Annotated in this window: 12 protein-coding genes and 1 pseudogene; 11 read left to right on the top strand and 2 right to left on the bottom strand. The window is 63.1% G+C overall.

Annotation, left to right across the window (positions count from 1 at the left end):
* Positions 1–12 precede the first annotated feature (12 nt).
* The 5 genes and pseudogenes from lpxD to rnhB form a co-directional block, all read left to right on the top strand.
* Positions 13–1,074 carry a UDP-3-O-(3-hydroxymyristoyl)glucosamine N-acyltransferase gene (gene lpxD, locus AC6R19_RS07340; RefSeq protein ID WP_500579141.1) on the top strand — a complete coding sequence of 354 codons (1,062 nt, stop codon included), beginning with the start codon at positions 13–15 and terminating at the stop codon, positions 1,072–1,074.
* An 83-nt stretch (positions 1,075–1,157) separates the two neighbouring features.
* Positions 1,158–1,595, top strand: a complete 438-nt coding sequence (gene fabZ / locus AC6R19_RS07335; protein WP_500579140.1) for a 3-hydroxyacyl-ACP dehydratase FabZ — start codon at positions 1,158–1,160, stop codon at positions 1,593–1,595.
* A gap of 99 nt (positions 1,596–1,694) precedes the next feature.
* Positions 1,695–2,474 (top strand): acyl-ACP--UDP-N-acetylglucosamine O-acyltransferase, encoded by a 780-nt coding sequence (gene lpxA, locus AC6R19_RS07330; protein ID WP_500579139.1) that lies wholly within the window; start codon positions 1,695–1,697, stop codon positions 2,472–2,474.
* 133 nt (positions 2,475–2,607) lie between these two features.
* Positions 2,608–3,735, top strand: a complete 1,128-nt coding sequence (gene lpxB / locus AC6R19_RS07325; protein WP_500579194.1) for a lipid-A-disaccharide synthase — start codon at positions 2,608–2,610, stop codon at positions 3,733–3,735.
* A gap of 85 nt (positions 3,736–3,820) precedes the next feature.
* Positions 3,821–4,441 (top strand): annotated as a pseudogene (rnhB, locus tag AC6R19_RS07320) (ribonuclease HII); the annotation flags it as partial.
* Positions 4,442–4,466: 25 nt separating this feature from the next.
* On the opposite strand, the gene AC6R19_RS07315 reads toward rnhB, so the two are convergent.
* Together AC6R19_RS07315 and AC6R19_RS07310 are read right to left on the bottom strand one after the other, a co-directional pair.
* Positions 4,467–5,750, bottom strand: a complete 1,284-nt coding sequence (locus tag AC6R19_RS07315) for an HlyC/CorC family transporter (RefSeq protein ID WP_500579138.1) — start codon at positions 5,748–5,750, stop codon at positions 4,467–4,469.
* Positions 5,751–5,852: 102 nt separating this feature from the next.
* Positions 5,853–6,653, bottom strand: coding sequence for a cytochrome C assembly family protein (locus AC6R19_RS07310; RefSeq protein WP_500579137.1), 801 nt, complete (start codon positions 6,651–6,653; stop codon positions 5,853–5,855).
* Positions 6,654–6,834: 181 nt separating this feature from the next.
* On the opposite strand from AC6R19_RS07310, the gene ffh reads away from it, so the two are divergent.
* From ffh to xerD, 6 genes are all read left to right on the top strand, one after another.
* Positions 6,835–8,229 carry a signal recognition particle protein gene (gene ffh / locus AC6R19_RS07305; RefSeq protein ID WP_500579136.1) on the top strand — a complete coding sequence of 465 codons (1,395 nt, stop codon included), beginning with the start codon at positions 6,835–6,837 and terminating at the stop codon, positions 8,227–8,229.
* Positions 8,230–8,513: 284 nt separating this feature from the next.
* Positions 8,514–8,753, top strand: coding sequence for a 30S ribosomal protein S16 (gene rpsP, locus AC6R19_RS07300; protein ID WP_500579135.1), 240 nt, complete (start codon positions 8,514–8,516; stop codon positions 8,751–8,753).
* A gap of 22 nt (positions 8,754–8,775) precedes the next feature.
* Positions 8,776–9,327, top strand: coding sequence for a ribosome maturation factor RimM (gene rimM, locus AC6R19_RS07295; RefSeq protein ID WP_500579134.1), 552 nt, complete (start codon positions 8,776–8,778; stop codon positions 9,325–9,327).
* A gap of 2 nt (positions 9,328–9,329) precedes the next feature.
* Positions 9,330–10,097 (top strand): tRNA (guanosine(37)-N1)-methyltransferase TrmD, encoded by a 768-nt coding sequence (gene trmD / locus AC6R19_RS07290; RefSeq protein WP_500579133.1) that lies wholly within the window; start codon positions 9,330–9,332, stop codon positions 10,095–10,097.
* Positions 10,098–10,211: 114 nt separating this feature from the next.
* Positions 10,212–10,562: a 50S ribosomal protein L19 gene (rplS, locus tag AC6R19_RS07285; RefSeq protein WP_500579132.1), complete on the top strand. Its 351-nt coding sequence runs from the start codon at positions 10,212–10,214 to the stop codon at positions 10,560–10,562.
* Positions 10,563–10,943: 381 nt separating this feature from the next.
* A complete protein-coding gene (gene xerD, locus AC6R19_RS07280) occupies positions 10,944–11,849 on the top strand; it encodes a site-specific tyrosine recombinase XerD (protein WP_500579131.1) in 906 nt (301 codons plus the stop codon).
* Positions 11,850–11,968 lie beyond the last annotated feature (119 nt).

Here is an 11,968-nt window from a genome sequence, read left to right as displayed (position 1 = left end):
GCGGTCCGTTTGATGACAGACAAGCCAACCCTCGCCCAGCTGGCGCAACAGCTGGGCGCCGAGCTGCGCCTTGCGCCCGGAGCCGACGCCGACCAGTCGGTCTCCGGGCTCAATACGCTGCAGGACGCCGAATCCTCCCAGGTCAGCTTTCTGGCCAGCGCCAATTATCGCCGTTTCCTCGCCGACACCCGTGCCTGCGCGGTGCTTCTCAACGCGGACCTGGCCGATGAGTGTCCGGTTTCGGCACTGGTGGTCGACAATCCCTACCACGCCTTTGCCTGTGCCACGGCGCTGTTCGACACGGCGCCGCAGCCGGCGCCGGGTGTTCACCCCTCGGCGACGGTGCACCCGGATGCCGTGGTGGACGCCAGCGCCAGTGTCGCCGCCGGCGCGGTGATTGAGGCTTTTGCCCGCATCGGTGCCAATGCAGTGATAGGCGCCAACTGTGTGGTGGGAGAGGGCAGCGAAATAGGTGCCGGCAGCCGCCTATACGCGGGCGTGGTGGTCTATCACGGCTGCTCTATCGGCCGCGATTGCATTATTCACAGCCAGACGGTCATCGGCGCCGACGGCTTCGGCTTCGCACCTCATCAACGCCAGTGGACGAAAATCCATCAGCTCGGTGGTGTCGAGATTGGCGACGAGGTTGAGATAGGGGCCGTGACCTGTATCGATCGCGGCGCCCTGGGCAATACGGTGATCGGCCGCGGGGTCAAGATCGACAACCAGGTGCAAATCGCGCACAATGTGCGAATTGGTGACTACTCAGCCATTGCCGCCTGTTCAGCGGTCGCCGGCAGTGCCACCATCGGCAGACACTGCACCCTTGCCGGCGGTGCCGGCGTGGTCGGGCATGTCACGGTGGCCGATGGCAGCCATATCACTGCGAGAACGCTGGTGACCAAGTCCATCGACAGCGCCGGCTCCTACTCCAGCGGTACACCCTTTTCCGACAGCCGCAGCTGGCGCCGCAATGCGGTGCGTTATGGGCAGTTGGACCAGATGGCGCGCCGCCTGAAGGAATTGGAGGCGGAGTTGGAGAAGCTGGCGCATCGGAACGGGACAGAAGATTAACCGGCATTTAGCCGGAGACACGATTGGGTTTGTTGTTTTCGGGGCGTTTTGACGCCCCGAAGTGGTTTCTGGGGACTTTTGGAATGATGGACGTACGCGAAATTCGTCAATACCTGCCGCACCGCTATCCGTTTTTGCTGGTGGACCGGGTTGTGGAGCTGGAAGAGGGCAAATATATCAAGGGCTACAAGAATATCTCCGTCAATGAGGAGGTGTTCAATGGTCACTTTCCCGAGATCCCCATTTTCCCCGGGGTCATGATCGTGGAGGCGCTGGCCCAGGTGTCCGGTATCCTCGGCTTCAAGACGCTGGGACAGAAACCCGAAGACGGCTATCTGTACCTGTTCGGCGGCATCGACAATGTGCGTTTCAAGCGCCAGGTGGTGCCGGGCGATCGCCTGCAGCTGGAGTCTGAAGTGGTTTCGGATCGCCGCGGTATCTGGAAATTCTCCTGCAAGGCCAGCGTCGACGGCGAGTTGGCCACTTCCGCCGATATCCTTTGCGCCGTGAAGAAGGTTTGATCGGTCGCCGTCGCAGCGCTGTGATCGATTCGATTCCTTTGTATTAGAATCGCATTTAAATTGGCCGGATTTTTCAGCTTCCGAGGAGCAGGGCGCAGAATGCAGACGAATATCCACCCCACTGCCATTGTCGATGAATCGGCGGTTATCGGTTCCGGGGTGAGTATCGGTCCCTACACGGTGGTGGGGCCGGGCGTGGAGATTGGCGACGGCTGCGAAATCGCCTCCCATGTGGTGCTGAGCGGACCCACCAAGCTGGGTAAAAACAACCGCATCTACCAGTTTTCCTCGGTGGGCCAGGACACGCCGGACATGAAATACAAGGGTGAGGACACCACCCTGGTGATCGGCGACAACAATGTGATTCGCGAGGGGGTCACCATCCACCGCGGCACGGTGCAGGACCGCGGCGAGACCACCATCGGCAACGACAACCTGATCATGGCCTATGCCCACGTGGGCCACGACAGCGTCATCGGCAACAACATCATCCTGGTCAACAATGTCGCCCTGGCCGGCCATGTCGTGGTGCGGGACTGGGCGATTCTCAGCGGCTTCAGCATGGTGCACCAGTACTGCACCATCGGCGAGCACGCCTTCACCGGCATGGGCGCGGCCATCGGCAAGGACGTGCCCGCCTATGTGATGGTGGCCGGCCACCCGGCGGAGGCCAAGACCATCAATGCCGAGGGCCTGCGCCGCCGCGGTTTTTCCCGCGACGAAATCGCGCTGGTCAACAAGGCATACAAAATCGTCTACCGCCGCGGCCTGACCCTGCAGGAGGCGCTGGAGGCGCTGGCCGAGCTGCGCGAGCAGTCACCGGTGATCCAGCCCTGGATCGACTCCCTCAAATCCTCCACCCGCGGCATAGTCCGCTAACCTGATTGATTCATTTTTGCCGTTGCACGCACCCTGCAGGAGCGGCCGGTGGCCGCGATCGGACCGTTCGGGCACCTTCGGCCCTGCAAAGAGAGGACTTAACTGAGTGACAGCCGAGGATAAACCACTGCGCATGGGAATCGTCGCCGGCGAGGCCTCCGGCGATATCCTCGGCGCCGGCCTGATCGCCGCCCTGCAAAAGCGCTTCCCGAACCTGCAGGTGGAGGGCATCGCCGGGCCCCGCATGCTGGCACTGGGTGCGAAGACCCTGTTCCCGATGGAGCGGCTGTCGGTGATGGGTCTGGTGGAGCCGCTCAAGCGCCTGCCGGAACTGCTGAAAATCCGCCGCACGTTGCGCCAGCACTTTATCGGCAATCCCCCGGACCTGTTTATCGGCATCGACTCGCCGGACTTCAATCTCTCCCTGGAGGAATCCCTGAAAGCTGCCGGCATTCCCACCATGCACTACGTCAGTCCCTCCGTCTGGGCCTGGCGCCGCGGCCGTATCAAGAAGATAGCCCGCGCGGTGGAGCATATGCTGACGCTGCTACCCTTCGAGGCCAGCTTCTACAGGGAACACCAGGTGCCGGTCACCTTTGTCGGCCATCCACTGGCGGATGAGATTCCGCTGCAGGTGGATACGGCGGCGGCGCGGCGCGAACTGGGTCTCGCGGAGGGCGACCGGGTAATCGCGCTGCTACCGGGCAGTCGCGGTGGCGAGGTGCGACTGCTGGGTCCGCTGTTCCTGCAGACCGCGCGCTGGTGCCACCAGCGGCGCCCCGAATTGAAGTTCGTACTGCCGGCGGCCAACGAGCAGCGACTCGCCGAGCTGGCAGCGCTGCTGGAGGAGTTTTCCGATCTGCCGGTGACACTGCTCGATGGCAATTCCCATCAGGCCCTGGCTGCCGCCGATAATGTATTGATCGCCTCCGGTACCGCCACCCTGGAAACCATGCTGCTGAAGAAGCCAATGGTGGTGGCCTACAAGATGGCAACGCTGTCCTACGCGATTTTTTCCCGCATGCTACACACCCCCTGGGTGGCCCTGCCGAACCTGCTGGCGCAGAGGGAGCTGGTGCCGGAGATACTGCAGAAGGATGCGACCCCCGAAAACCTCGGTGCGGCGCTGCTGCAGTTTTTCGACGACCCGCTGCTGTACGACCAACTGCAGCGCGAATTCGACGACCTGCACCAGCAGTTGCGGCGCAACGCCTCGGAGCGCGCTGCCGATGCCGTCTGCAAATTGATTGAATCCCCGTAGGAGCGGCCGTTGGCCGCGATCGATCTCCGTATATTGATCAACTGGGGTCGCGGCCAACGGCCGCTCCTGCGAAGAACAAGAAAGAACCATGAAAAAACAGGAAGCTCTGCCGCCCTATACCTGCCCCTACAAAGGAGAGTTGCTGGCCGGCGTGGACGAAGTCGGGCGCGGCCCGCTGGCCGGGGATGTGGTGGCGGCCGCGGTAATCCTCGATCCGGCGCGGCCGATCGAGGGGCTGGCGGATTCCAAAAAGCTGAGCGAGAAAAAACGCGAGTCGCTGTTCGATGAGATACGCGAGCGCGCACTCTGTTTTGCCGTCGCGCGCGCAACAGTGGTGGAGATCGACCGGCTGAACATCCTGCACGCGAGCCTGCTGGCCATGCGCCGCGCGGTGGAGCAGCTTCACATGCAGCCGGAGTTCGTGCTGGTGGACGGCAATAAAAAGCCGGACTGGCACTACGATTGCGATACAGTGGTCAAGGGCGATGGCCGGGTGGAAGCCATTGCCGCTGCCTCGATACTGGCCAAGGTGACCCGGGACAGGGAGATGGTGGAGTTGGACCGGAAGTATCCGGGCTACGGCCTGGCCGGCCACAAGGGCTATCCGACCAAGGCCCATCTGCAGGCGCTGGAACAGCTGGGGCCCAGCCCGATACATCGGCAGAGCTTTGCGCCGGTGAAGCAGTTGTCGATGGACTTCGCCTGATCGCCGATTTGATTGCTCGGGGCGGTCAGGGCGACCTGCCCGCATTCATTTTCTTGACTCGCGCCCGCGTAATCATCTTCTCCGAGACTTCCTCGATCTCCACCAGATAATTCAGGATATAGAAACTGATATTGCCGTCGGGAATACTCTCCAGATGCTCCATCGCCAGGCCATTGAAGGTCTTGGGGCCGTCGGTGGGCAGTTCCCAGTGCAGGGTGCGGTTGATATCGCGGATGGAGGTGCCGCCCTCGATCAGGTACCAGCCCTCACCGGCGGACACTATCTCCTCGTCCTCGCTGGGCACGGGACTGGCGGTAAAGTCGCCGACGATTTCCTCCAGCAGGTCCTCCAGGGTGACGATGCCCATCACCTCGCCGTACTCGTCCACCACCAGGCCCATGCGGCGTTTCTTTTTCTGGAAGTTCATCAATAGTGTGGGCAGTGGTGTCGCTTCGGGTACGAAGTAGGGTTCGTCGGTGTAGGACTTGAGCCGCTCCGCACTGAATTCCTCCGGGCCGTCGCGCAGTATCTGTGCGGCGCGGCGCAGGTGCAGTATACCCACCACGCGGTTGATATCGCCCAGGTAGACCGGCAGGCGGGTGTAGCTGCTCTCCGCCAGTTGCCGCAGTATCTCGTCGCCGCTGTTCTCCAGATCCACGCCGACCACCTCGTTGCGCGGGATCATGATGTCTTCCACCGTGGCCTGGTCCAGGTCCAGCACGTTCAGCAGCATGCCCTTATGCTTGCTCGGCAGCAGGGCGCCGGACTCGAACACCACGGTGCGCAGCTCCTCTGGCGCCAGGTGCTCGGTCTCGGTACCGGCGGTCGCCTCCACGCCGACCAGCCGCGCCAGGCCGTTTGAAATGCTGCCGACCAGCCAAACGAACGGCGTCAGCAGCCAAAGAAGGGGGCGCAGGACCAGCGAGGCGGGGAAGGCGATGGTTTCCGGGCGCAGGGCGGCGATGGTCTTGGGTGTGACCTCGGCGAAGATCAGGATGACGACCGTCAGCATTGCGGTTGCATAGGCCGGGCCCGCATCGCCGTACAAGCGGGTGAACACGGCGGTGGCGATAGCGGTGGCGAGAATATTGACCAGGTTGTTGCCGATCAGGATGGCGCCGATCAACTTGTCCGGGCGCGATAGCAGCTCCATCGCCCGTTTGGCGCCGCGGTGGCCGCTCTTGGCCTGGTGGCGCAGGCGGTAGCGATTGAGCGCCATCATGCTGGTTTCGGAGCTGGAGAAGAAGGCGGAAATGACTATCAGCAGGCCTATCAGTGCAAACAGCAGGCCGGGTGCTATCTCGTTCAAGGGAGAACTCTTTTTATGGCGAAGCAGAGATATTGAAACAGAATTCCAGCGCTCGCAAGTTTTCGGACGCTTCGGTCCGGGCAGCAACCCGGAGGCATTCACCTATCCCCGCTGCAGAATGACTTCCAGCACCAATTTGCTGCCGAAATAGGCCAGCATCAGCGCCGCGAAGGCGGTCAGGGTCCAGCGCACCGCGGTGTTGCCGCGCCAGCCCCACTTCCAGCGCCCCCACAGCAGGATGCTGTAGAGTACCCAGGCGACGATCGACAGCGCGGTCTTGTGCACAAGGTGCTGACCGAAGAAGTCATCCACGAACAGGAATCCGGTCAGCAGCGATGCGGTAAGCAGCAGTTGGCCGAAGGCGATCAGGCCGAACAGCAGGGACTCCATGCTCTGCAGCGGCGGCAGCAGGCGGCTGATGCCGCCGGGCCTGTGGTTGTGCAGCTGCTGGTTCAGGTAGTAGAGGTAGATGGCCTGCAGGGTGGCCAGGGCGAGCAGGGAGTAGGCGGCGATGGACAGCAGGGCGTGCACCGCAATGCCGGCGGAGAGCTGCTGGCGCGGCGCGACGCCGCCCCAGGAGTGCACCGCTGCCAGCTCTGTCAGTGCGCCCAGCGGGGCCAGTATCAGTATCAACAGGGTGAGCGGGCGGCCTGTAGCGAGGATCAGCAGTAGCAGGTTCACGGCCCAGGCAATCAGGGAAAGCATCGCCAGCAGATCGAAGCGGTAGCCGGCGGGCGACAGCAGGGTGTCATGCAGGGAGATGCCGTGGGCCAGCAGCGCAGTCGCCAGCAGACCCAGCAGCAGCCGGTTGTCGGGCTGGCGCTTGCGGGCGAAGGCGAGGGCGGCCACGATGGTAGTGGCCAGATAGAGTGCAATAGCCGTCCAGTGGGCGAATGCCGCCATCGATAAAATCCGTATCTCGGTTGCGATAGGGCGGCAGTGTGTCACAGTGCGCCTGTGCTGGAAAGGCCGCCTGCGCTATACTCCCGCGCCTTGAAGAGGGGAGCCCGGTCCGGCTTCCGCAGAGACCGCGGGCGTACCTTTCACCTATTATGCCCGCTAGCAGAGAGATCGAGACGTACCTATGTTCGATAACCTGAGCGACCGCTTATCGGCGGCGTTAAAGAAAGTCACCGGCAAGGCGCGCCTGACGGACGACAACATCCGCGATACCTTGCGCGAGGTGCGCAAGGCGCTGCTGGAGGCGGACGTGGCGCTGCCGGTGGTCAAGGCCTTTGTGCAGCAGGTACGCACCGCGGCGGTGGGCCAGAAGGTCAGCAAGGCCCTGAACCCGGGCCAGCAGTTCGTCAAGATAGTACAGGACGAGCTGGTCAGCGTGATGGGCGAGGCGGCGCAACCGCTGAACCTGGCGGTGCAGCCGCCGGCGGTGATCCTGATGGCGGGCCTGCAGGGTGCCGGTAAGACCACCAGCGTGGCCAAGTTGGCCAAATACCTGCAGGCGCGGGAGAAGAAGAAAGTGATGGTGGTGAGCGCGGACGTCTACCGCCCCGCGGCCATCAAGCAGTTGGAGACCCTCGCCGGCGAGGTGGATGCGCTCTTCCACCCTTCGAGCGCAGAACAAAAGCCCCTGGATATCGCCAGGGGTGCGGTGGACGCGGCGCGCAAGCAGTTCGCCGATGTGTTGATCGTGGACACCGCCGGCCGCCTGCATATCGACGAGCAGTTGATGGACGAGATCCGCGAGCTGCACAGTGCGCTGAATCCGGCGGAAACCCTGTTCGTGATCGACGCCATGATCGGCCAGGATGCGGTCAACACCGCCAAGGCCTTCGACGAGGCCCTGCCGCTGACCGGCGTGATCCTGACCAAGGCGGACGGCGACGCCCGCGGCGGCGCGGCCCTGTCCGTGCGCCATGTGACCGGTAAGCCGATCAAGTTTATCGGTGTCGGCGAGAAGACCGATGCCCTGGAGATCTTCCATCCGGACCGCATCGCCTCGCGCATCCTCGGTATGGGCGACATCCTGTCGCTGATCGAGGAGGCGGAGCAGAAGATCGACAAGACCAAGGCTGAAAAGCTGGTCAAGAAAGTGCAGAAGGGCAAGGGTTTCGATCTTGAGGACCTGCGCGACCAGTTGCAACAGATGCAGAATATGGGCGGCTTCGGCTCCCTGCTGGAGAAGATGCCGGGCATGGGCGGGCTGGCTCAGGCGGCGCAGCAGGCCGATATGGGCAAGGAGTTCAAACGCATGGACGCCATCATCGGCTCCATGACGCCCGCCGAGCGCCGCAACCCGGATATCCTCACCGGCTCCCGCAAACGCCGCATCACCGCCGGTTCCGGCACCCAGATCCAGGACCTGAATCGTTTGCTCAAGCAGCACAAGCAGATGGGCAAGATGATGAAGAAGTTCAAGGGCAACGGCATGAGCAAGCTGATGCGCGGTATGGGCGGCATGCCGGGTCTCGGCGGGGGCGGCATGCCCGGCGGCCTGCCTCCCGGCTTCCGCAAGAAATGACGTGCGGGCGAACCTTGTGTGTTCGCCCGCTTTGGAACTCTGTAGCTGACTCGGTGGCAGCAGGGCCTTCGCATCTTGCGCCGTTACTCTTACCCGAGTCCCGAGTCCCGAGTCCCGAGTCCCGAGTCCCGAGTCCCGAGTCCCGAGTCCCGTCACAGACGCTATACAAACCCCGGCGCGTCCATTAGAATACGCCGCCTTTCAGCCGGCCAGGTTGCCGGCGCCCGGTTTTTTGTTCGGCCGCCCCTGGCGGTCGAAGTGTGTTGAAACTACAGGAAAGCTACATGGTAACCATTCGTTTGGCTCGTGGCGGTGCTAAGAAGCGCCCGTTCTATCACCTGACAGTCACCGACAGCCGCAAATCCCGCGACGGTCGTTTCATCGAGCGCGTCGGCTTCTTCAACCCGGTCGCCCGCGGTCAGGAAGAGCGTCTGCGTATCGACCGCGAGCGCGTCGACTACTGGGTAGGCCAGGGCGCGCAGGTTTCCGATCGCGTCAGCAAACTGCTGAAAGAAACCGCTTAAGTCGAACCAGGTGGTTGCGCCCGTGGTACTGGACCTTGACGGCAGCGGATCCAAATCCGGTGAACTGGTCACTGTCGGGCGCATAACCGCGGTTTACGGTGTCCGCGGCTGGGTGAAGGTGCACTCCTATACCGAGCCGATGGACAATATCCTGCAGTTTTCCGATTGGTGGCTGCGGGAGCCGAACGGCTGGGAGCCGCTGCAGATCGAGAGCGGCAAGCGCCACGGCAAGGGGCTGATCGTCCATATCAAGGGCGTCGATGACCGCGACCTGGCCGCCCGCTTCTGCCAGCGCGATATCGCTGTCAGCCGGGATCTGATGCCGGCACTCGGCGAGGGCGAGTACTACTGGCACCAGCTCGAGGGCCTGCGCGTAGTCAGCCGTTTCGGCGGAGACGAGTACGACTTCGGCACCGTGGTGCGCATGATGGAAACTGGCGCCAACGATGTACTGGTGGTGCGCGGCGGCGAGGACAAGCGCGAGCGCCTGATCCCCTACCTGCCCGGCGAGTACATTACCGATATCGACCTGGATGCCGGAATTATCACCGTCATCTGGGATCCGGAGTTTTAGCGATGCGCCCCAAGCGCATCGCCCTGGTCAGTATCTTTCCGGAGATGTTCGCCGCACTGACCGACTACGGTATCAGCGGGCGGGCGGTCAAAGACGGCCTGCTGGAGGTGCGCTGCTGGAATCCGCGGGATTTCACCGGTGACAGACACCGCACCGTGGACGATCGCCCCTACGGCGGTGGTCCGGGCATGGTGATGCTGGCCGAGCCCCTCTATCAGGCGCTGGGCGCCGCGCGCGCCTGGGCCGGGGAGGACGGCGCGGCCGTACGCAGCATCTACCTGTCGCCCCAGGGGCGGCAGCTGGACCAGGGCGGCGTGGAAGAGCTGTCCGAAGCCGGCAACCTGGTATTGCTGGCCGGCCGCTACGAGGGTGTCGACGAGCGCATCGTCGAAACGCTGATCGACGAAGAGTGGTCCATCGGCGACTATGTTTTGAGTGGTGGCGAACTCGCCGCCATGGTGATGGTGGACGCCATCACCCGGCTGATTCCCGGTGCCCTGGGGCACGATCAGTCGGCGGTGGAGGACTCCTTCGCCCAAGGGTTGCTGGACTGCCCCCACTACACCCGCCCGGAAGAGTACCGGGGCAGGGCGGTGCCGGAGGTGCTGCTTTCCGGCAACCACGAGCGAATTCGCCGCTGGCGCCTGAAACAGGCGCTGGCGCGCACGCAACAGCGCCGGCCTGACCTGCTGGAGAAGCTGGAGCTGGACAAGGAACAGAAGTTGCTGCTCGATGAGATAGAGCGGGAGCGGAAGTCCGAAGAAACTTAAAGGTGCCCCTACCTCTAAAGGTTTGGGGTATCCATGATGCCGGACTCGCCGGGAGGCGTGAACAGTTCGGTGAACTAGCTGAGAAGCTACACAATCTATTTGGGAGCATTCCAAATGACCAACAAAATCATTCAGCAGTTGGAACAGGAACAGCTGAAAAGCGAAGTTCCGGCCTTTGCCCCGGGCGACACCGTCGTCGTTCAGGTAAAGGTAAAAGAAGGTAACCGCGAGCGTCTGCAGGCGTTTGAAGGCGTGGTGATCGGCAAGCGCAACCGCGGCCTGAACTCCTCCTTCACCGTGCGCAAGATCTCCCACGGTGTCGGCGTAGAGCGTACCTTCCAGACCCACAGCCCGCTGGTGGACAGTATCACTGTCAAGCGCCGCGGCGACGTGCGCCAGGCCAAGCTGTACTACCTGCGCAACCTGACTGGTAAGGCGGCGCGTATCAAAGAGAAGCTCGGCTAAGTTTTTCTCTGATCGCGAACGAAGAAGCCGGGGCAGAAATGCCCCGGCTTTTTTGTGTCTGGGGATTCCGGTCCGGCACAGGGCTTGTCTGTAGGGGGCGAATGCGCCGCGAGTGCCTGGAGCGGCTGGAGCGAACCTTGTGTTCGCCCTCGATGGGAGCTGGCACCCTGGTGAATGGCACTAAATTAAGCGGGCAATAATCTTTCCTCCGGCACAATGTAAGGCTCTGCCACCGGTGGCCGCCCGGGAAATGTTTGCCGATGAGGCTTTTTCCCGGGCGGCCACCGGTGGTAGAGCCGAATCGAAAACCCTAACTTGGCGGCATTCGAGTCGGGACCCGGGACTGCGAATGCCTTGCGACATTTGTGCTTTAATGCGCCTATGGAAACCACCGCCAAACAGCAACCCCTGATCACCCGCTGGCTGGATATGCTCTGGGCCGAGCGCGGCGCCAGCGAGCATACCCGTGACAGTTACGGCCGGGATCTGCGCGCCTTTGCGGAATTCTGTAAGGCGCATGGCGGCAGGGAGCTGCTGGCCGCGGGGCGGGAGCAGGTACAGGGCTTCCTCGCCCACAAGCACAAACTGAAACACTCTGCACGCTCCAGCGCCCGCGCCCTCGCCTCGCTGCGCAGCTTCTACCGCTACTGCCTGCGCCAGGGCCTGATACAGGAAGACCCGGTGGCGCTGATCGAGAACCCCAAACTGCCCAAGCCGCTGCCCAAGTCCCTCACCGAGGCGGATGTGGAGGCGCTGCTGGATGCGCCGGACACCGACACCGCCATCGGCATGCGCGACCGCACCATGCTGGAACTGCTCTACGCCTGCGGCCTGCGTGTCACCGAACTGGTGGAGCTGAGCGTGTCCCAGGTCAACCTGCGCCAGGGAGTGGTGCGGGTGTTCGGCAAGGGCGGCAAGGAGCGGCTGGTACCCATGGGCGAGGTGGCCCAGGACTGGATGTTGCGCTACCTGAAGTCCACCAGGCCGCAGCTGCTGCCGCCGGGGGACGGCGACACCTGCTTCCCCGGCCGCGCCGGTCGGCCGATGACCCGCCAGACCTTCTGGTACCGGATCAAGCACTGGGCCGGGGTGGCCGGGATCGGGAAGCCGCTGTCGCCACACACGCTGCGCCACGCCTTCGCCACCCACCTGCTCAACCACGGCGCCGATCTCAGGGTTGTCCAGCTGCTTCTGGGACACACGGACCTGTCCACCACCCAGATCTACACCCAGGTGGCCAAGGCGCGCCTGCAGGAGCTGCACCGGGAGCACCACCCGAGGGGGTAGCGCTGGTTCATGGTCTCGGCCAGCCGGATATGGTAAAACGCGCCATAGGAATCCATTGTCGCCAAATGGTGCCATACTGGCTGGAACCGAAATCCGGTGAACCAGTCGAAGTCTACGAA

The organism is Microbulbifer sp. SE14 (assembly GCF_059834885.1).
Note: the sequence above shows the minus strand (reverse complement) of the source record. Positions and strands in the feature narration are given on the sequence as shown.